This window comes from Haloarcula sp. CBA1129 (genome assembly GCF_008729015.1).
In the GTDB taxonomy this organism is placed as follows: domain Archaea; phylum Halobacteriota; class Halobacteria; order Halobacteriales; family Haloarculaceae; genus Haloarcula.
The window spans coordinates 357,389-377,956 of sequence record NZ_RKSM01000003.1; the positions used below are offsets into that span (position 1 = coordinate 357,389).

General features: G+C 57.7%; 19 protein-coding genes. 7 read left to right on the forward strand and 12 right to left on the reverse strand.

Going from position 1 to position 20,568, the window contains the following annotated elements; all coding sequences use genetic code 11:
- Positions 1 to 17: 17 nt before the first annotated feature.
- Positions 18 to 260 carry a hypothetical protein gene (locus tag Har1129_RS21035; RefSeq protein ID WP_225307879.1) on the reverse strand — a complete coding sequence of 81 codons (243 nt, stop codon included), beginning with the start codon at positions 258 to 260 and terminating at the stop codon, positions 18 to 20.
- A gap of 322 nt (positions 261 to 582) precedes the next feature.
- Positions 583 to 1,689, reverse strand: a complete 1,107-nt coding sequence (locus Har1129_RS19405) for a tubulin/FtsZ family protein (RefSeq protein ID WP_151102454.1) — start codon at positions 1,687 to 1,689, stop codon at positions 583 to 585.
- Between the two features lie 232 nt (positions 1,690 to 1,921).
- Here Har1129_RS19405 and Har1129_RS19410 point away from each other — a divergent pair, with 232 nt between their 5' ends.
- On the forward strand, positions 1,922 to 3,034 hold the full coding sequence (locus tag Har1129_RS19410) for an FAD binding domain-containing protein (protein ID WP_370455453.1): 1,113 nt from the start codon (positions 1,922 to 1,924) through the stop codon (positions 3,032 to 3,034).
- 121 nt (positions 3,035 to 3,155) lie between these two features.
- Entirely contained in the window at positions 3,156 to 3,665 is a 510-nt protein-coding gene (locus Har1129_RS19415) for a universal stress protein (protein ID WP_151102456.1), read from the forward strand.
- Between the two features lie 868 nt (positions 3,666 to 4,533).
- Here the strand turns inward: Har1129_RS19415 and phnE (Har1129_RS19420) are convergent.
- From phnE (Har1129_RS19420) to phnD, 4 genes are read right to left on the reverse strand one after another with little or no spacing between them, the layout of a single operon-like run.
- Positions 4,534 to 5,328 (reverse strand): phosphonate ABC transporter, permease protein PhnE, encoded by a 795-nt coding sequence (gene phnE, locus Har1129_RS19420; RefSeq protein ID WP_151102457.1) that lies wholly within the window; start codon positions 5,326 to 5,328, stop codon positions 4,534 to 4,536.
- Positions 5,328 to 6,143, reverse strand: coding sequence for a phosphonate ABC transporter, permease protein PhnE (gene phnE, locus Har1129_RS19425; RefSeq protein ID WP_151102458.1), 816 nt, complete (start codon positions 6,141 to 6,143; stop codon positions 5,328 to 5,330). The genes phnE (Har1129_RS19420) and phnE (Har1129_RS19425) overlap by 1 nt, the downstream gene beginning before the upstream one ends.
- Before the next feature lie 5 nt (positions 6,144 to 6,148).
- Entirely contained in the window at positions 6,149 to 6,964 is an 816-nt protein-coding gene (phnC, locus tag Har1129_RS19430; protein ID WP_151102459.1) for a phosphonate ABC transporter ATP-binding protein, read from the reverse strand.
- Between the two features lie 15 nt (positions 6,965 to 6,979).
- Complete coding sequence (gene phnD, locus Har1129_RS19435; protein WP_191906218.1) at positions 6,980 to 8,158, reverse strand: phosphate/phosphite/phosphonate ABC transporter substrate-binding protein; 1,179 nt, start codon at positions 8,156 to 8,158, stop codon at positions 6,980 to 6,982.
- Between the two features lie 300 nt (positions 8,159 to 8,458).
- On the opposite strand from phnD, the gene Har1129_RS19440 reads away from it, so the two are divergent.
- Positions 8,459 to 9,760, forward strand: a complete 1,302-nt coding sequence (locus tag Har1129_RS19440) for an MgtC/SapB family protein (protein WP_151102460.1) — start codon at positions 8,459 to 8,461, stop codon at positions 9,758 to 9,760.
- A 10-nt stretch (positions 9,761 to 9,770) separates the two neighbouring features.
- Here the strand turns inward: Har1129_RS19440 and Har1129_RS19445 are convergent, their stop codons facing one another.
- The gene (locus tag Har1129_RS19445; protein ID WP_151102461.1) at positions 9,771 to 10,436 is read right to left on the reverse strand and encodes a phosphoglycolate phosphatase; all 666 of its coding nucleotides are present in this window, start codon (positions 10,434 to 10,436) and stop codon (positions 9,771 to 9,773) included.
- A gap of 233 nt (positions 10,437 to 10,669) precedes the next feature.
- On the opposite strand from Har1129_RS19445, the gene Har1129_RS19450 reads away from it, so the two are divergent.
- The gene (locus Har1129_RS19450) at positions 10,670 to 11,461 is read left to right on the forward strand and encodes an HAD-IIA family hydrolase (protein ID WP_151102462.1); all 792 of its coding nucleotides are present in this window, start codon (positions 10,670 to 10,672) and stop codon (positions 11,459 to 11,461) included.
- A 53-nt stretch (positions 11,462 to 11,514) separates the two neighbouring features.
- Here Har1129_RS19450 and Har1129_RS19455 read toward each other — a convergent pair whose 3' ends face one another.
- The 5 genes from Har1129_RS19455 to Har1129_RS19475 form a co-directional block, all read right to left on the reverse strand.
- Positions 11,515 to 12,459 carry a glycerophosphodiester phosphodiesterase gene (locus tag Har1129_RS19455; protein WP_225307881.1) on the reverse strand — a complete coding sequence of 315 codons (945 nt, stop codon included), beginning with the start codon at positions 12,457 to 12,459 and terminating at the stop codon, positions 11,515 to 11,517.
- 427 nt (positions 12,460 to 12,886) lie between these two features.
- Positions 12,887 to 14,023 (reverse strand): ABC transporter ATP-binding protein, encoded by a 1,137-nt coding sequence (locus Har1129_RS19460; protein WP_151102463.1) that lies wholly within the window; start codon positions 14,021 to 14,023, stop codon positions 12,887 to 12,889.
- A gap of 10 nt (positions 14,024 to 14,033) precedes the next feature.
- The gene (locus Har1129_RS19465) at positions 14,034 to 14,936 is read right to left on the reverse strand and encodes a carbohydrate ABC transporter permease (protein WP_151102464.1); all 903 of its coding nucleotides are present in this window, start codon (positions 14,934 to 14,936) and stop codon (positions 14,034 to 14,036) included.
- Position 14,937: 1 nt separating this feature from the next.
- Entirely contained in the window at positions 14,938 to 15,822 is an 885-nt protein-coding gene (locus Har1129_RS19470) for a carbohydrate ABC transporter permease (protein ID WP_151102465.1), read from the reverse strand.
- On the reverse strand, positions 15,822 to 17,018 hold the full coding sequence (locus Har1129_RS19475; protein WP_151102616.1) for an ABC transporter substrate-binding protein: 1,197 nt from the start codon (positions 17,016 to 17,018) through the stop codon (positions 15,822 to 15,824). The genes Har1129_RS19470 and Har1129_RS19475 overlap by 1 nt, the downstream gene beginning before the upstream one ends.
- A 445-nt stretch (positions 17,019 to 17,463) precedes the next feature.
- On the opposite strand from Har1129_RS19475, the gene Har1129_RS19480 reads away from it, so the two are divergent.
- The 3 genes from Har1129_RS19480 to Har1129_RS19490 all read left to right on the forward strand — a co-directional run bounded on the left by Har1129_RS19480 (position 17,464) and on the right by Har1129_RS19490 (position 20,365).
- Positions 17,464 to 18,582, forward strand: a complete 1,119-nt coding sequence (locus Har1129_RS19480) for an NADH:flavin oxidoreductase (RefSeq protein WP_151102466.1) — start codon at positions 17,464 to 17,466, stop codon at positions 18,580 to 18,582.
- Between the two features lie 185 nt (positions 18,583 to 18,767).
- Positions 18,768 to 19,937, forward strand: coding sequence for a beta-ketoacyl synthase N-terminal-like domain-containing protein (locus Har1129_RS19485; protein WP_151102467.1), 1,170 nt, complete (start codon positions 18,768 to 18,770; stop codon positions 19,935 to 19,937).
- On the forward strand, positions 19,934 to 20,365 hold the full coding sequence (locus Har1129_RS19490) for a Zn-ribbon domain-containing OB-fold protein (protein WP_151102468.1): 432 nt from the start codon (positions 19,934 to 19,936) through the stop codon (positions 20,363 to 20,365). Before Har1129_RS19485 ends, Har1129_RS19490 begins: the two co-directional genes overlap by 4 nt.
- The last annotated feature ends 203 nt before the right edge of the window (positions 20,366 to 20,568 follow it).

Sequence of the window (20,568 nt, forward strand, 5' to 3'; positions counted from 1 at the left end):
TCCATAACGAGAACTAGTCAGCAGTCTCGGAGTCGTCCCCCTACTCGGACAGTGATACCCTCTTCGCGAGCGTAGTCTGCGGCGATCTTGAACGGGGGACCGAACGAATCGGCGGTTGCTTCGTGTGGAATCGGCCAGTCATCGCTGGCTGTGACGGAGGAGTTGGTTGCGAGTCTGTACTCTCGACTGACTTCCAGATTCTGGCCGTTGACTGCCACACTGATTAGCCGTCCAGTCTCAGAATCGAACTCAACGGTCATCCCGCTGTCGTCGCCATGCCAGAGCCGTCCGTCGTCGCGGTGGGGACGGAAGGCCGCATCAAGAGGGTCCGTAGTTGCCCACCAGAGACATGGAGGGCTTCTACCTTGCCGACGAAGGGGTTTATGCTGGCTATCTCTCCAGCAGTGACCTCGCCGGATAGGGGTCGCTCTACCCGAGCATCTACATTGCTCGTCCACAGTAAAGGCCGGCCGTCTTGGTCCCATCGGCGGGGCCACCGACGTTGCTGGGTGAGATTTGCTGCCTCTCAGGTAGAAGCAGGATTAACTGGAGTCCCCTCCAGTTGGTACAAATGCAGTCTCCTCATCTTGAGTCTTCGACCAGCGTTTTGAGTTCCGTCAGGCGCGGGAGTTCTGTGACGCCGCTAAGCACGACCAGTACCGACAACGTGTCCCGGTCGGGCGTGGGCATATCACCGCTCCGAACCTCCGGTGACTGGAGTTCCTCCGTGAGCCATCGCCGACCGTCTGTAACGGCATCCCGAATCAACCACGCGGGTGGCCCGGCAAACACGGCCAGAGCCCTGTCGGCTGAATCTAGTTCGCACTCCGCCGTCAGTTTGCCACGCACCGCTCGGCGAAGTGTCGTCTCGACGGCGTTGTATGCCTCGATTTCATCGACATCCTCGGATTCGCCGCCGAGAAAACGGTTCCTGAGCTGGTCTATAACTGTCCCGTTATCGCGGCCATCGTTCGCTTGCAGTTCCTGACTGGCATAGCCAAGCGTTGTGAAACCCGAGTCTGAGAAGGTATTGATTATCTCACTGGCGTCGACGACACTCTGGCCCACAGCATCGGCTGCCGTCGCCTCACCAGCTGCGAATAACGCACCCAGCCGCGTCACAACGGTCTCGTTCAGCGTCTCGGTGGCTGCCTCGACCGTCTGCCCACTCCCAAGCCACACGTCGTTGTCGAACAGTATCTGCCCGTCGACGGTCGCTTCCAGCGCCCGGAGTGCTTGGAGCGTGTTTGTGGCTGCTCCGTTGTCCCTGCCGGCAGGCAACACCGATAGACAGTAGACGGGAATCGTGTAAATCTCTCGGAGTGCGGCAGCGATGTGGGCCGTAGTGCCACTGCCCGTCCCGCCAGCAAGCCCGGCCACGAGAAGGATGGCGTCGATGTCGCTCGTTACCAGTTGGTCTAGCGCCCGTCGTACTTCGAGCCGTTCGTCTTCGATGGCGGCGGTGCCAGTCGTCCGGTCCCCGTTCGTCCCAGTCCCATTTGTTTCGGAGAGTCCAAAGGTATACCGCCGGTCGTCCGGGAGTGCGTCGAGTTCGTCGAGCGCTTCGGTGTCCGTATCGATGGCACAGGCCGCCCCGAGATACGTCGTATCGCGGCGTTTGTTGTCCTGCCACAGCCGCTCAACGATCCGGCCCCCAGCGCCGCCGATTCCGACTGCCGCGACTCGCATACGTCGTGTTTAGTGTAGACTGACATTAATAGTCCGACTCGGTTCGATGTCACCGCCGCGAGTCCGTAGCAGAACGATTTACAGCGAAATCATCACAAAAGCGTCACTAGAGCCGCACAGAGCTGATATCCGGGAGCGAGCGTGTCACTGCCCGGCAAACCAGTGGCCTTTCATACGGCAGGCGCTGAAGAGGTCTGTGTCCCAAGACCTCGCCAACGAACCAGCCGATTCCGTGTCTGTTACCATCTCCGGCGGGTCGATGGGCGGCCTGTTTACCGGCATCGCTCTCGACAGTGCAGGCCACGACGTAACTATCGCCGAGCAATCGACTGGCACCCTCCGAAGCCGCGGCGGCGGCATCGTCGCCCAACAATCAATTCGCCAGTTCCTCTCACGTCACGACATCGTCGACCCGACAAACATAACCACCCGAGCCAGTGAACGTCGCTTTCTGACTGCTAACGGCGATGTTCGGACGTCAAAAGCGGATTCGATGGTGTTTACGTCTTGGGACGCGGTCTACCGACAGTTGCGGGCAGCGTTCCCGGATGACCGGTACCACACCGGCCGGACGGTCACGGGAATCAGGGCCACAGACGGCACGGTTCGATTCGCCGATGGGGAGCAGACTACCACAGAGCTGGTCGTCGCTGCCGACGGCGGGCAGTCCACAGCACGTGAGCAGCTGTTTCCCGACACCGAGGCTACGTTTGCCGACTACGTCGCCTGGCGTGGTGTCGTCCCGGAAGCAGACCTTTCGGACACAGTCATCGACGCGTTCGATGGCCGTTTCACGTTTTATCAGGGGGAACGAATGCTTATTCTCGCGTACTTCATCCCCGGTGGAGACGGCAGCACAGCCCCCGGAGACCGCCGTCTCAACTGGGTCTGGTACGACACACTCTCCGGGCGAGAGCGTGAGACTGTCTTCACAGACACGACTGGCACGAACCACCAGTTCAGCGTCTCACCGGGACAGCTCCAAGATCCCGTCGAAACTCGCCAGCGTGAGCGGGCGACCGAGATACTGCCACCTGTGTTTGCCGACCTCGTTGCAACAACAGCAACCCCCTTTGTGCAGGCGATTTACGATCTCCAGAGCCCCCAGATGACAGTCGGCAGGGCCTGTCTGCTGGGTGATGCGGCGTTCGTCGCGCGACCGCATACTGCTGCCGGCACTGCAAAGGCGGCCAGTGACGCCGTTGAACTCAAGGCTGCCCTCGGCCGCCACAGTTCGCTTGGAGGCGCACTGGCGTCTTGGGACGAGGCCCGGACCGACTACGGAGAGCGGCTCGTTGCGCAGGGCAAGCGGATGGGCGACGAACGGTTGTCCCTCGGGAGTTGATGGACGACCGTTCTACGTGTGGGTGCTCTCGGGTCTGGATCCGGTACTGGCCCCTAGCGTCCCTTCTCGCGTTGTAAGAATGGAGGGAATGTTACTTGTCTTCCGCCCCAATAGTCGGCACATGACACTCGTTGTGCCGTTCGACGGCTCCGAACTGGCTGAGGCAGCACTCGTCCGGGCGACGGAGTTCGGCACAGTCTTCGAGGAGGACGTGTTGGCCGTCAGCGTCATCCGGAAAGGGAATGCGAAATACGCTCGGGAACGCGACTGGCTCAAGCCAAACGAGGAATTCGACCTAGAGACAGTCGTCACCTCGCTACACGAACAGGTGATGGACCTGTGTCCGAGTTCTGATTTTCGACATACGGTCGTGGATCGATACGCGCCGGCTGGGGCTGTCGCGAAAGCCATTCGCAAGCTGGCCAAGAGAGAAGACGCGTCAATGGTGTTCATCGGAAGCGAAAACGCCGGCCATCTCGTCACAGGCATCAGCAGCGTTGGGGGGTCAATCGCATCGGACGACGCCTACGACGTCGTCATCGTTCGACATCGAAACCCATCCAAAATCGCCAAGCTCAGGGACTCGTCCCCGCACAGGCAACCGAAATCCGATTTTTATCTCCCGGAATAGGTGGCGATAGTCGTTCCGCAAGACAGGTATTGAAGAGTCACCAGCACTCGGCTCGTGGTTTTCTAACAGGGAAGTAACAGCTTGCGAGACGGCCGAAAGAGTGACAGTCATTCCGGGACTCTCGCCGGTGTTTCCTGCGAAGAAATGGTCGTACCTGCGACGCTTCCGCTGACAATCAGCTGGGCAATTCACCCTTTCCGATAGCGCGTTCGTTGCCGCGCAACAATCGCAGAACCGATAAACTGCAAGCAGACATCACAGGAGTTTTTGTTACCAAATGTATATCGGTCAGTTGGGTTCTGGTCCTTGCTCCATTTCCCCGAATCCAACTCAAATCATCGATTGGCCCGAGTCCAGAACCTGTCGTCGTGGATGACGACTTTGAATGGTGTTGCACGCCACTCCCCCCGGCTGCCCACCATTCGTTTACTACCCTGAAGTAAGGAACTGGAGATCCTCGTGACACTTATCGGGAAGTTCGACTGGCGTCATGCCGTGTCTCGCCAGCAGCGAAGCGGCTACAGAGTGGTTTGAACACTTCTTCGTCGATCTGGCTATGATGGAGTTATCGTGGTCAAGTTTTCCGCGACGAGCACCAACAAGCGAACCCCAGAAGAACACTCAGGTATTCGGACCGTGGCAAGGCCTCGATGTCCTATTCTCCTTCCAGAATGACTTGCCTCGTGACGCTGTATCCAGAGATACTGGGATTTGCAAAACGGAGAAGGGGAAAACCAGGTTGGCAGACACTGGCGTTGGCCCCACTGGCTATATATACCGCAAACACATAAGTCTTTTGACAGGTATTCTATAATATTATGTTCCCAAATAGACGGAGAATAGTAGGCGATACGAGCTGGAGGCTCGCCTACATTACTTTCTTGCGCAGATAGGCCGAGATAGCTTCACTGATGAGCACAAGGCCCAGAATCGAGATGAGAATCGTCAGGACTGCTTCCCAATTGAAGTAATTAATCTCGGTCTGTAGCGGGACGCCGATACCGCCTGCACCGACGAACCCAATGATCGTCGACGCTCTGACGTTGATATCCCAGCGAAGCGTCGCGACACTGATGAACGCCGGCTTGATCTGTGGAACGATACTGTAGATGAGTACATCAACGGGTGATGCCCCAGCTGCAGTGATCGCTTCGACAGACCCGCGGTCGATTTCCTCGATAGCTTCCGCGATTAGCTTTGCAGTGAATCCGATTGACCTGATCGAGATCGCCAGCACGCCAGCGAGGGCCCCGGGTCCAAAGATGACCACGAAGATCAGTGCCCAGATGATGACGTTGACCGACCGGGTAAACGAGATGATGAACTTACCCAGCAGGTACGCGGGCTTGTTGGGTGTCGTGTTGCTGGCGCCGAGGAACGCAACTGGGACGGCCATCACGATGGCCAGTGCCGTGCCGAGAATCGAGATATTGATTGTCTCGAGCAGCGGCCCCACAATCTTCCGGGAGTATCCCACATTAGGAGGATACATCCGGCCGAAGAGGTCGGCCAGCTCACGCGGGGCAGTCACGGCATAGCCGTAATTCACTTCCATGGCGCGCCAAGCTGCGACGAGAATGACAAGTCCGGCCAGCAGCCCGAAGAACCGGAGCAAGCGCTCACGTCGATCGAACCGACTCCAAGAGTCAGTGCTGTTTGACATTATTGGATCCGCCTCCGGACGAGAGCGCTGACACCTTCACCGACCATGACGATCGCCACGATGACAGCGATAATCGCCATGCTGAACTGGTAATCGTACTTATCGAAGGAGTTCAGCAGCGTGATCCCGATACCACCCGCTCCGACAATCCCGACGACAGTGCTGTGACGGAGGTTGATGTCCAGCCGGTAGATCGACAGTCCAACAATCCGGGGCATTACCTGTGGGAGAACGCCATAGACATACGTCTGGACAGGCGTCCCGCCGACAGCAGTGATCGCCTCCATCTGCCCACGGTCGATATCTTCGATTTCCTCTGCGAGGAGTTTCGCGAAGAATCCGATAGTTTTGAAAGCGAGTGCTAGGACACCAGCGAGCGGACCGAACCCGACCGCTTTGACCATAACAATCGCAACAATGAGCTCGTGGAGTGAGCGCGTGACGGCAACAATGCTGCGACCGACGTAGTACACTGGCTTCGGCGAGAGGTTGTTGGAAGCCATGACAGCGACCGGCACGCTGACGATGATACCGATTGTCGTGGCGACAATCGTCATCACAATACTCTCGAGGATACCCTGTATGAGGAGTTCCCGTTGCGACGGAGTGTACGCTGGCGGGAGCATACTCGAGACGAGCTCGACACCGGCGCCAATTCCTCGCAGAAATCGGCTGGGGGAAATCCGAAGGTTCCAGAAGCTATACGCGAAGAACAACAAGATAAGCCCGTAGATGAGATACTTGACTTTCTTGTTGTAGAAGGCTGTGGGTCGCTCCCACGATCCTTCAACAGCCGATCCAGATTCAGCAGCCATATTGATTAGTCACCTCGTTCAGCAATGACGTCGTCAGAGTCGGTGTTGCTACTAGCACTCGGCTCTTCGCGGTCCGCAATGGATTCACCACCGCGATAGATCTCGTCTCTGGCTGCCTGATCCAGATCGTCCGGTGGGCCGTTAAAGACGATTTCACCGTCGCTGAGGCCGATGATCCGGTCCGCGTAGTCGATCGCTAGGTCGACTTCGTGGATGTTGATGATGATCGGGATATCGTCTTCATGAGCGATGTCTGTCAGGAGGCTCATGACCTCTCGGGAGGTGTCAGGATCCAGCGCACTCGTCGGTTCGTCAGCGAGCAGGATTTTTGGCCGCTGAATGACGGCACGGGCGATACCGACGCGCTGCCGCTGGCCACCGGAGAGTTCGTCTGCACGGTTGTTCTCGACGCCCTCTAGGTTCACCCGACTGAGGATCTCCCGTGCGCGCCTGATGTCTTCTGGTGGGAAGTTCCGCCGGAACGCGTTCCATGTACTGAGATAGCCTAGGCGACCAGAGAGAATATTCTCCATGACCGTGAGGCGCTCGACGAGATTGAACTCTTGGAAAATCATGCCCATATCGCGACGGACATCGCGAAGGGCTGATTTCCCCAAGCCAGTCACCTCTGTATCGTCGAGCGAGACGCGACCGCCAGTGGGCTCGGTCAGTCTGTTGATGCTACGAACGAGCGTGCTTTTTCCGGCCCCGCTTGGCCCGATGATCGCAACGATCTCGTTACCACTGACTTCGAATGAGACACCTTTGAGTGCTTTATCACCGGAGTCGTACGTTTTTTCCAGATTATCTACAGTGAGCATTATTCGGGTCTCTTCTTAGCCTTCGATGTTCTCGGTGTTGTACTTGATCTCGTTGTTCTCTTGGATCTGGAGGATGATATCGTAGACAGTGGCGTAGTCGATCTCCGTCCACTTTCCACGACCACCGAATACCTCCGCGATCTTGGTGTCCGAGTAGTCGTACTCGAGGAATGCTGCCCTGATACCTTCCTGAATTTCTGGTTTCAGGTTGTAGCGGTAACAGAAGCTCGTCGTGGGGAACGGATTGCTGGCCCAGACAACTTTGAGGTCCGTCGGATCAATGTTGTCAGCCTCTGCAACACGCGTGACACAGGTGCTACAGACGGGGGCAGCATCGTAGTCGTCGTTTGCCACTCCGAGGATGCTCTGTTCGTGCCCGCCAGAGTAACTGACTTCGTAGTCTTCTCCCGGGGTAACGCCCTGGTTCGAGAACAGCGCACGCGGAGCGAGGTTCCCGGAGTTAGACGACGGTTCGGCGTGTGCGACACGCTTGCCCTTGAGATCCTCAAGCGACGAGATGTCGTCATTGTCCGCCTGTGTGGCAAGCCACAGCCGATAGCCGAAGTCCCCTTCTTTCGAGATCTGGAGCGAGAACGGGACAGCACCAGCCAGATTCACGGCGAACGGCGTCGGCCCAGTGGAGAACCCGGCGACGTGGAGCCGTTCGGATCGCATCGCCTCAATCTGGGACGCGTACGAGTTGAGAGGGAAGTACTTGACCGATTTCCCTGTCTCCTCAGCGATGTTGTCCATCAGCGGTTGCATCGTATCCCGGTAGACTGCCGGGTCCTCCGTCGGCGTCATCGCAAACGCAATCCGGTCCGGGTCAATGAGATCGTCTTCGTTACTGGGGGTACTCTGGACCGGGTTACCGTAGCGAGGCTTCTCGCGTTCCTGCATGTTCTTCAGGTCCTGCAGGGACCCCGTCTCGAACCCGGCCTCGATGAGCGTCTGCATCAGCTGCGGGAACTCCGGGCTCGCCGGGTCGAACTCGGGGTAGTTGTTACTCTGTCCGGAGCTACCGTCACCGCTACTGGAACCGTCACTGCTGTCAGTGCTGTCTCCGCCAGATGCTTCGGTGCTTTGGCTACTCTCCTGCGAACAGCCTGCAACGCCCGCTGCGAGCGCAGTAGCGCCAATTTTCAACACAGATCGTCGGTCAACTGGGTTCTGTTTCATTGTCGACGGAGACATATGCGAAATCTGGGTTAAAAAGTATTTATGATTGAATCTGACAAGAACATAAGCCTGCAATAATGAGTGTTAGATACTGTTAATGTCGATTCCAAAATAAGTATTAGATTCCAATATATGTTATGTAGCGTATACTATCGACTAGGTGAGGGAGATTTTCGATTTCCGCATGGGGCCACGGCGTTATTCAAGCGAGCCTCAAGGCCAACACCTATTACCCATCAGTATGTTTGTCTCCATATAGAACATAGTAGTATATAGACTATATAAAAATGACGGAACCACGGTTTGTAAGCTAAGATGACTGTAACGAGTGCAATCGCGAATACGGCTGTTTTCGGAGGTATAGAAGGGATAACTGTCGATACTGAGATACTTCACCTGTTTATTGCGGGTGCGCTGGGTATGCTGCTCGGGCTCGAACGAGAGTGGGCCAACAAGTCTGCAGGAATCAGGACGTTTACCCTGACAAGCTTGGTCGGCGCTGCCGCAATGTCGCTTGACGAGAGGATACTACTCGCCTTGGGAGGGGCGTTGGTACTCGTGCAAGGTGGGTTGCTTGGGATCCGAGGGATAGTCGCACAGTGGACTAGCGACGATGGTGAATTAGATTTCGGCCTGTCACTGACAACTTCGACCTCGCTGCTCGTCGCGTACGCGGTCGGGATATTGGTTGGAGCCAATCACGTCTTGATCGGCGTCATCATTGGCATAACGTCGTCGTTCCTGCTGGTCCTTCGAAGGGAGCTTCACGAGTTTGCGAATCAGCTCTCACGGGAAGAAGTACGTAGCGCGGGCGAGTTTGCGATCATCTCGTTCGTCGTGTATCCGCTCCTGCCCGGCGGGACCTACGGGCCATGGGATGCGATTGACCCGAAATTGGTCTGGATGCTCGTGATCGCAGTCAGTGGTATCGGGTTTGTCAACTATATCGTGATGCAACGATACGGCAGCAAGGGGATCGCTGTAACTGGTTTCTTCGGCGGTCTAGTGAACTCCACCGCCGTGATTGGCGAAATCGCAGGCCGTGCAAAGAACAATGCAGGTATCACGGAACTCGCAGTTGGAACGATACTAATAGCTGATGCAGCGATGGCGGTCCGTAATTTAGCGATTATCGTTGCATTCGTCCCCGAGTCAGCTGTCAGCGTCGGACTGCCACTCGGCCTGATCGCGATCAGTGGCGTCGGACTCGCATATTACGATAGCGACTGGGAGGGAGACCTAGAATTGGATTTCGACTCGCCGTTTAGCAGCGCAAACGCGCTGAAGTTCGGATTACTGTTCCTCGCCGTCTTGATTCTGACCGCTGGAGCACAGCGGATATTCGGAACGGCAGGGTTCCTGATTACGAGCTTCCTCAGCGGAATCGTATCGAGTGGCACGACGACAACGACTGCAGTGACGCTGACCTCAACTGGTCAGATATCGCCGACAGTAGCGGCACAGGGTGTTTTGGCCGGGACGCTCTCCAGTATCCTTGTGAAAATCGGGTTTGCAACGAGTATCAACCGCTCACTGTTGGCCCCGGTCGTGCGAAAGTCGCTCTACTTATCGCTCATCGGGATCGGCGGCGTGGTCATCAGCGTCCAATTGGTATGACCAGTCAGCGCTATCGGAGTGTTTCGAGGGCCTCCGTGGTCCCTGCGGCAAAGGAAGCGTCTGTGACCTCGTCAGCAGCGGCTTCTGCTGCGGCGTCAGCGTTCGAGACAGCAAACGAGTGCTTGCACGCACGGAACATCTCGGTGTCGTTTTCCGAGTCACCGACAGCGACGAAGTCATCTGGTTTGCGCCCCAGTTCCTCGGCGACGTACGCGAGTCCGTCGGCCTTTGAGAGTTCCGGTGATTTGACGTGATACGAGTAGCCCGTATCGACGACTGTTTGTCCGTGTTTTTCAGCAAATTCGGACAGCGTGCTGAACGCAACGGAGGTGGCGACAGAGACCTCAGTTTCGCGCCACCGATTGTGGAGGTCGTTCTCGCCACGTTGGATGTCGTGCCCTTCAGACTCAAACTCGGAAACAGCGTTTCGAGCAGCCTCGCCGTTCCCGAGAATAGCAAGAGAGTCCTCGGTACAGGCGACCCCACCGTTTTCGGCCACAACTCGGGTCGGAAGTCCAAGGAATTCACAGAGTGCAACAGGGTACGGGAACGCTTTGCCAGTCGCAACAACGACAGGCTCGGGCCAGTCCTGAAGTGCCTGAAACAGTTGTGGGTCGATCCCGCCGTCCGGTGTCGTCATCGTGCCGTCGATATCTATCGCAACTGGTGGTACCATCAGTCAATAACACAGACAGGAGTGTCTAATATATCTTTCTCTGCATTGAGAGATATACTGAGTTCTCTGTATTATTAAATATGTCTCGTTTTAGAAAATATATTATTCAAATTCTAGAATGGAAAAGTATAATATACTTTTGTTATATATGTGGCGGTATGGCAGTAAAGATATCAGGCAAATGCATCGGCGATCAAACCTCGAAATGGGGTAACCGTTCAGAGTTGCTTTAGATGACATACAGCAGTGCCATCATCGATCTCGACGGAACGGTGTATCGCGGTGATTCGTTAGTTGAAAACGCTGCAGAAGGAGTACGCACAGTGCGTGAGGCAGGGCTGTCGACGCTATTCGTTACTAACAAGCCGATTGACCGTCGCGAAAAGTATTGCGAGAAGCTGAACGCGCTGGGCATTGATTGCAGCAGTGATGACATAATCACGTCTGCTACTGCATCAGCGGATTATCTATCCGCGCAGTATCCAGAGTGCGAGATCTACGTTATCGGTGAGGACGCTCTCGTAGCGGAGTTGCGTGCCGCTGGACTGAAAACAACAACTGACCCAGAACGAGCGGGTACCGTGATCGCATCACTTGATTTTGGTTTTGATTACCAAGCGCTACAAGATGCGCTAATTGCACTCACTGAGAACGATGCGCTTTTTGTTGCGACCAATCCGGATCGCACGTGTCCAGTAGATGAGGGTGAGATACCCGATGCAGCAGGAATGATCGGGGCAATAGAAGGAGTAACCGGGCGGGAACTGGACCAGTTGATTGGCAAGCCGTCCGACATAATCCTTCAGATGGCGCTTGAGCGGGTCGGCGGAGAGCCAGACCGCTGCCTCATGATCGGCGACCGACTCGAGACAGACATCAGGATGGGAAATCAGGCCGGAATGGAAACGGTGCTACCACTAACCGGCGTTACCAGTAGGGCAGACTTAGAAGAAAGTGACGTGAGTGCTGACCACGTCGTGACCGACCTTTCAGAGCTGGCAGCCATCGTAGAAAGCGGACAGTAGGTCTGGAAACAGTAGGCGAGTACCTGTTTCCAAAAGCGTTTCTGCCCAAAAGCTCAGTCAAGCACTCCGGGGTAGTCAGCGATGATTCCGTCAACACCAGCCTCGACCAGCTGCTCCGCCTGATGCCATGTCGTTATCGTGTACGGGATCACTTTCCGACCTTCCTCATGCGCGGTCTTGACCAGATCGATCTCAGCGAAATCCGGGTCTTCGAGGTAGTAATCCTCGTTGAAGAAGGGCGTGTTCATAATCATATTATACGGCGGCTGGATGTACTCCGCATCCAGTTCACGGACGACAGAAAGACCCTCTTCGATTGAATCCCAGAGCAAGTACGCTATCGGAATCTCAGGGTTCGAGTTCTGGACGGATTGCAGGGCAGCCTTCTGGAACGACTGGACGATAAAGTCGTTCTCGTGATTGGAGAGGACGTCGAGCGCCTGTTCTGTGAACGGATCCCAAGTATCAACGGCGGATTCTGACGCGTCATCATCAGGCGAGACACCAGCAGCCTTCCACTCAATGTTGAGCGGGATGCTGTCCGGAGTGGCTTCGACAAACTCGTCTAATCGGGGGATCGTCTGTCCACTGTCACGGATTTCAGCGTTCAGAACGGTCTGTACGTCGTTCTCCCAGACGTACCCGGATTCATCTGTCAAGTTGTCGAGCTTATCGTCGTGGAAAACAACGATTTCGAAGTCCTCGCCCTTCCAAGGTTTTCCGCCTGCAGGGACGAGGTCACATTCCATCATATCGGTATCGTACCCATGACTGCTACGACCGCCGTACGCCGCCTGCTGAACTGCGGCGATGGTGTTTTGTGGATACAGGCCGCGGTAGCCACGGTGTGCAGCGAGGATTGGTGTGGAAGCGATGGGGGGTTCGGGACTGCTGTGATCGTTTTCCCTGCCGGCCGCAGTTCCAATAATGGACCCCAGTGCGGCAGCAGATGTACTTTTCAGCACAGTGCGACGGCATATGTCTGGTATTCGAACCATTCCGTGGCCTATTACCTACACAATCTATATATAACTATTGATTGGTCATATCAATATATACTATTCAGTTTTCTTGAGTTTATTTGGGTTATACAGCGGTAGAACTGGCTGTAAAGACGATGTATATATTAATATATAGCATAAATACCGGTTGGATGTCTGGCTTTGTTATGTTGAAACGATAGGTAGCGAACGAGTCAGACAGAACTGATTTTGTATAGTAATCTGGCTACGAACAGTGCTGAGACAGGGCTCTGCTACTGGAAGGGCTACTGATCCAGTTACTCCGTCGGGTCTGTAACGGTCTGAGAGCGCGTGTCATCTTGAGGTTACTTTCGGTCGTCGTGTTCGAGAAAGTAGCGACGGACCGAGCCAAGGAAATCAGTGGCCCCGCTTCGAGCGACGAGTCGAGAATCCGCCGAGAAACCTAGATAGTGGTATCGATTGTGCCAGTTTGTTCGGGTGACTGCGCCGCCGCGTGATAGATGGCTTTGCCTGTCTGTGGGTCGAACAGATGGAGTCGCTGGGCATCGACCGTCAACGGAACTCGGTCGCCCGGCTCTACGGCCGTTCGGGGTTCGGCATGCAGTTTGAACTCCTGATCGCCAGTCCGACACTCCAACAAGAGGCTATCACCGAGCGGTTCGGTGACGGTTACCTCAGCGGCGAACGAGTTTCTGTCGGCCGAATCGGCTAGCGAAAGGCTCTCTGGGCGGATGCCCAGCAGCGCCTCTGCTCCGGCGGCTGATTCCAATCCGTCGCCCTCGGGTAAGGGGATGCGAAACGTCGGCCCGATAGCCTCGTATTCAGTCCCGTCACAAGTGATATCCACGGAGAGCATATTCATCGCGGGGTCGCCGATGAACTCCGCGACAAACCGAGTCTTGGGATAGTCGTACAGTCGTTGTGGGCTGTCGACCTGCTGGATGCGGCCGTCGTTCATCACCACCACCCGGTCGCCGAGGGTCATCGCTTCTGTCTGGTCGTGGGTGACGTAGATCGTGGTGGTGCCGAACTCGCTGTGGAGTTTCGCCAGCTCAGCCCGCATCTTGATCCGGAGTTTAGCATCGAGGTTCGACAGCGGTTCGTCCATAAGGAACACTTCGGGGTCCCGTACCAGTGCGCGGCCGAGTGCGACCCGCTGGCGTTCGCCGCCGGATAGCTCACCGGGCTTTCGGTCAAGCAGATCGTCGATGTCGAGCACCTCCGTGGCTTCTTTCACTTGGCGGTCGATTTCCTCATCACTGAAATCACCGGCTGACTTCATACCGAACGTGATGTTCCGGCGCGCGGTCATATGGGGGTACAGCGCGTAGTTCTGGAACACCATCGCAACGTCCCGATCTTTCGGTTCGACGCCGGTGACGTCCTGATTGCCCATCTGTATCCCGCCGTCAGTGGCTTGCTCTAACCCGGCGATCAGCCGAAGCGTGGTGCTTTTGCCACAGCCACTCGGGCCGACCACAGTCACGAACGCCCCGTCCGGGATCTGGAGGTCGATATTTTTCACGGCGACGACACCATCGAATTCCTTTCGTACGTCCTGTAAGGTTACGTCAGTCATTGGTAGCCTCTCATTTTTGTTGGATCGTAAACGTCTCCAGCAGCTGTCGACGGAACAGCACGAGCAGCGCCAGCGGGGGCAGCAGGGTCAGTATCGACCCGGTCATCACCATTGACCAAGCCACTTCACCGGTGCTTGCCTGTCCTCGAAGCAGACTCAGGCCGACCTGTGCGACCTGCAGGTCCTCTGCGTTGACGATCACCAGCGGCCAGAGGTACTGATTCCACGTGTACACGAACATGATCACCGACACGCCCACAAGGACGGCACGAGACATCGGAATCAGTACCGACCACAGAAACCGCAACGGACCGACACCGTCGACCTTGGCCGTCTCAACGAGCGAGGCCGGAATCGATAGGAAGTGCTGGCGCAGTATGAAGACGGTTGTCGCGCTGGCTAGGTATGGGACAGTGATCGCGAAGACGGTATTTCCCATGCCAAGTTCGGTCGTCAAGCGATAGAGTGGCACAAACCTGACTGGGACCGGCAGCAGGAGTGTAAAGAGAATAAAGAGGAACACGGCGTTCTTGTACGGGAACCTGTAGTAGACGATCACCAGCGCGGCCAGCAGCGACACGATCAGCTTCCCGACGACAACGGTAACAGACATCACGAATGAGTTGAGCATGAACCGCCAGAATTCGAGACCAATGAGGGCATGCCGGTAGTTCGACAGCGCGTGGCCACCGGGTGCCAAATCGCTGATAGAGGTAACAATCCCGGCCCGCTTCGTCGAGACAAGCGCCGCGATCAACACTGGCAGTACGATCAGAAACACGACGGTAGCTGCGAGCACGTGCAGCGTGACTTGCTCCGTCTCGAATCGCTGGATGCGTTCACTGGCCGTTCGTCCCGCAGCCCGGGAGCGCTCAGCGGCGGCGGTCAACACAGTGAGAAGTGATCCGAGCATATTATCCTCCGTAGTAGGCGTACCTGTCGCTCAGCCGGAACTGGCCGTACATCAACAGCCCGACAGCGACGAACAACACAACGGACTTCGCCGAGGCGAATCCGAACTCGTAAAACTGGAAGGCCGTCCGATAGAGGTCATAGATGAGGATGTTCGTCGCACCGGCGGGCCCACCCTTTGTCATGAGATCGACCATCGCAAACGTACCGAAAAAGCCGTAGATCGTGTTCATGATGACCAGAAACACGAGCGTCGGCGAGATAATCGGGACGTACACGCGGAGCAGTCGTTGCGTTCGGGAGACGCCGTCCAGTTCGGCGGTCTCAGTCAACGATTCGGGGACGTTTCCCAGAGCGGCTGTCATGAAGATAACATTGTACCCGACCTGCTTCCACACCGCCGCGATCAACACGACGACGAACGCCTGTGGACCGTTGCTGAACCAGTTGACATCGACACCAAGGGCCTCAATGTAGCCCGTGAAGATGCCGATGTTCGGGTGTGCGATGAACAGGAACACCAGCCCGGCGACTGCCGGCGGGAGCGCGTACGGCCAGATAACCGCCACCAGATACAGCCCTTTCCCGACTTCGACCTCGTGGATGAGAAAGGAGACACACAGGGCAACGGCCATCACACCGACAACGACACACGTAGCGAACAGGACCGATATCAGGACGCTGCGGAGATATTCCGAAGAGCCGGCTAACCGTCTGTAGTTCTCTAGCCCGACAAACACGTCACCCCGAGCGAGCGAGGCCCGATAGAAGCTGAGCCCTACCGCACGGACCGTCGGATAATAGAGAAACAACAGCGACACGAGCATCGTCGGTAACAGCAACACACCGGCCTGCAGGCGGTCTGTGAAGACTTCGCGCGTGGACATTAGCTGTAGTATCGGTTTAGTTCTTCTTCGACAGCCGATTTCAGCTCGGAGAGCCCCTCGTCGACGCTGACCTCACCACTGAACAGCTCGACTGACATGTCCTGAATCGTTGTCTGGACCTGCCGAGCCGGGCCGATGAGCATCCGTTTCGTCGCCTGCGTGTTGTCGGCCTGTGTCAGCTGGTCGAACGCGGTGCGGTACATCGGGTTCTCCGCAAACCAGCCGTCGCTTTCGAGTTGCTCGACAGCGGTCTGTCGGATCGGGTAGTAGCCAGTCCCCTTGTGCCAAGTGATCTGTGCCTCCGGCCGGCCCATGAATTCGAGAAAGCTGCCGATGTCGTCTTGGCGACCCTGTGGCAGTCCGGAGGGAACGAACCACGATGCGCCACCGATAACCGGCCCGGTTCGGTCGCCGTCGATAGTCGGATAGAAGGCGTTGTCGACCTCGAATCCGTTCTCCGCCGCGCCGGACCGGATCCCAGTGACCGATGCCGTCGAGGTCAGCAACATGGCGGCCTGCCCCGTAAGGAACGTAGACGTTGCTTCCCCCCAAGCCTCGATTCCGGGGTTGCTGAACAGGCCATTGTCAGCCATCTCATGCCACCACTCATACAGTGACCGAGCCGTGTCGGTGTCCGTTCGCATCGTCGTCGGCTGGCCGGCATGGCCGTTCTCGGCGTCAAGAAGCGTCTGTCCGTCGACGGCGTAGAAGTGCTCGACGAACCAGACATGGTTCGGCCACGTGAGACCGGCTTCGGTGACGCCTTCGTCGACAAGCGTCTGCGAGTAGTTGCGTACTTCCGCCAGTGTGGTCGGCGGGCTGTCCGGGTCAAGTCCGGCTTCCTCGAACGCCGACCGGTTGTAATAGAGGATGGCGTTGGAGTTATTGAACGGCATCGACGTGAGCGTCCCATCGATAGTGAAAAACGAGGTCACGTTCGACAGGAAGTCATCAACTGGATAGTCGTCGGAGAGCAGGTTCTCAACGGGCTCGACGGCGTCCGTATCGAGGACCTGTTGGGCGAACAGACTGTCGATCTGGAAGACGTCGGGGACCTCGCCGGAGTCGAGTGCGCTCAGTGTGTTCGTCAGTACCCCCTCGTAGGAGTCCTGAAAGACGAGGTTCGCGTTGATACCTGTCTCGGACTGGAACTGGTCGACCAGCCCCTGCAGCGTCTCACCGTTGGTACCACCCATGGCATGCCAGATAGTGAGGCTGTCTTCGTTGACCGGCCGCACACCAGCACCACTGCTACTGCTACACCCGGCTAGACCCACGGTCCCAACCGTGAGCGCAGTCCCCGATGCTTTCAGAACCGACCGCCGCGATACATGGTCGTTCCCGCCACCACTGTGAACCATACCCTGTGCCAGCAAGGCATGAAGAATGAATGATTATAATTGCTCTCTATAGCAGACAGTACCTGTACAGTGCCCTCATGACTGACCGATACACGTAGTGAGCAGCTAGCCTCTATCTCCGTGCGTTCGGAGGGTATCCTTCCGTCTCCCGCAACCACGTCAGAACGAAAACAGAAGTGTGACTCCAGACTGGAGCACCGTTGACTTTTGATAGCTGCAGGCGACTGATTCGGCGTATGCTGAACCAGCCGTTAATTGTGTTATCCGCTTACCGGGCGTTGTGACAGTATTCGACGCAACGACACTCAATGAGTTGTCGTTTGACAACCGGATTGGTCTCGCGCCGATGACACGAGTGAGCGCCACCGACGACGGCCGTGCTACGGCGGAGATGGCACAGTACTATCAGCGGTTCGCGAAAGGTGGATTCTCGTTCCTGATCACGGAGGGGACGTATCCCGACAAAGCATACAGTCAAGGGTACCTGAACCAGCCCGGTCTAGTGACCGACGCGCAGGCAGCCGCATGGCAACAGGTCACCGAGGCAGTCCACGACGCTGATGTCCCGATTTTCGCCCAGTTGATGCATGCCGGTGCGCAGAGTCAGGGGAACCCGCATGTCGATGGGGAACAGACAATCGCCCCATCAGCGGTGCAACCGGACGGAGAAAAGGCCGAAGCCTACGGTGGGAGCGGTGAATTCCCGACGCCCAAAGCAGCCACAGTCGACGACCTCGACGATATCCGTGACGCATTCGTCAACTCGGCTGAAAACGCCATCGAAGCGGGATTCGACGGGGTCGAGATACACGGTGCAAACGGATATCTGCTTCATGAATTCCTCTCGGCTGAATTCAACCAGCGTGATGACGAGTACGGCGGCGAACCCGCAAATCGAGTTCGCTATCCACGTGAGGTTGTCGCAGCAGTCGACGGGGCCACGCCCGCCGATTTCGTCGTTGGTATCCGTGTCTCACAGTCGACCGCCCTTGATGAGGACCACCAGTGGCCCGAGGGTGAAGACGCCGCAGCGGTGTTCTTCGAGGAACTGTCGTCGGCCGGTGCCGACTACATCCACGTTACTGAACCCGATGCGACCACGCCGGCGTTTGGCGACGACGGACCGACGCTGGCCGAGGCCGCGGCCGAGTACGCCGCGGATGAGACGGTCATCATCGACAACGGTGGGCTTGGAACGCCTGACGCGGCCCGCGAGAAGGTCGATAGCGGGGCCGATCTAGTAACGCTGGCGACGAGTGCACTCGCCAATCCCGACTGGCCTGAGAAAGTCTCGGAGGGTGAAGAACTGACCGCGTTCGATCCTGCCACGTTCCTCGCTCCGTCCGCAGAGCTTTCCGAGCATGAACTGCAGACAAGCGGTGCCTCGGCCGACGACTGACAGTTCGGACACAAGATACCGCGACCTAAAAGCCGATCCGAACGCCGATTCGGAGGGAGTTAAATCACAGACGAGCGCCCCCGGCGGCACCTGCGGTCTTCTGTTCGTGGTCCGACGGCGTAATGTTTCAACTATCTAAAAAATGGGAATGACTAACTAGGGTCGCAGAGATGTGGGACGTACAGATGCCAGACCCAGTCATCGCGTCGGTCGGTGCCTCGCCGCTCGGTCGCACGGACCTCCCGGGCCGCGACCTGTTTTCGGTCGCTCTTGCGGAGGCGTTCGACGAACTGCCCGACCCTGCCGAGATCGTCGAGGCAGTGTACGTCGGCAACCAGTCGGAGACCTATGAACACCAGATCATGCAGGGGACGCTGCTGGCCGAGTGGGCCGGCCTCCGTCATGTGCCCGCCGAGCGGGTCGAAGGATGCGCGGCCGCGGGCGCGCTCGCGCTACGGCACGCAGTCAAGGATGTCCGCAACGGCGAACACGAGGCCGTACTCGCGTGCGGCGTCGAAAAAATGACATCCGCAGGCACGAGCGGCGCGACGGATGCACTGTCGGCGGCGTTTGACCGTGCCATCGAGCAACGCTCCGGCATCACCGCGCCGAGCCAGTACGCACTGCTCGGCCAGCGCTACCTCCACGAGACTGACGCCACGGAGCGCGACCTCGCCGAGATCGCGGTGAAGAACCACGCCAATGCCGCTCGCAACCCACGGGCACAGTTTCCAAAGGAGATCGACGTCGAGACGGTCATGGAATCTGACCCCGTCGCCCCACCGCTGAAGCTCTTCGACTGTGCGCCGGTCGGAGACGGCGCTGCGACCGTCCTCGTGACGACCGCCGAGCTGGCGGCTGACCTCGACCAGCCACAAGTTCGCGTCGCGGGCAGCGGGGCCTCCGCGAACAACATCGCAGTCGCCGAACGGGACATGACCGACATCGCAGGTGCTCGGAATGCCGCCGAGACGGCCTACGAGGAAGCGGGCATCGACGCCGCGGCCGTCGACATCGCGGAGGTCCACGACGCATTCACCGTCTGCGAGGCGCTGCTTGCGGAGGCCGCCGGCTTCGCCCCCAAGGGAGCGGGCTATCAGAGCTACCGGCCGCCAGCGGAGCGGGCTGACGGCTGGACGGACGTGCAGTTGAGCCCGAGCGGCGGTCTGAAGGCCCGCGGTCACCCCATCGGCGCGACCGGGCTCTTGCAGGCGCTCGAAGCCTACGAACAGCTCACGGGGGCCGCAGGCGACCGGGCGGTCGAAGGTGCCGAGACGGCCCTGTTGCTCAACGAAGGAGGCGTCGCGGACGCGGTTACCGTTGGCCACGTGCTCACGACGGCGGAGGCACAATGACTGACAGTCCCCTCGATACGACCGACCCGCGGACACTGCCGGGCTTCTTCGATGCCCTCGCTGATGGCGAACTTCTGGGTGGGGTCTGTACGGACTGTGGACAGGTCCTGTTGCCGCCGCGGCCGGCCTGCTACGCCTGTGGCAGTCGGGCTGTCGATGTTGAACCACAGTCCACCGAAGGCCAGATCTTCTCGTACACGGCAGTCCACACGCCACCGCCGGCGTTCGCGGCGGACGCGCCCTACACGGTCGCCGTCGTGGAACTCTCGGACGGTGGCCGCCTGCTTGGCCGCGTGGCCGCCGACTATGCCGATGTCGCTATCGGTGACGAGGTCGAGCTCACGGTACGGGAGCCGACGGCTACAGAGCGTGAAATTGCGCTCGACTACGAGAGCGACTGGCCGGTCCACGTCTTCGAACCCCGGTGAGAGGCAAGCCGACTCCATAGCGGATATCGGCGGTTGGTCCTGAGCGTCGGTGCAGTCGTCGCCTGCAAGCGGACTGGCGAGGAACGCCGAGGACTATCTGCACTGTGTGGATATGAGTGGGCATACACGCACCCCGTGATTGCTTGGAATAGAGCATCAGGTGTATTTCGATCAGGTGTATTTCGAGAACGGATGGTTGTGAT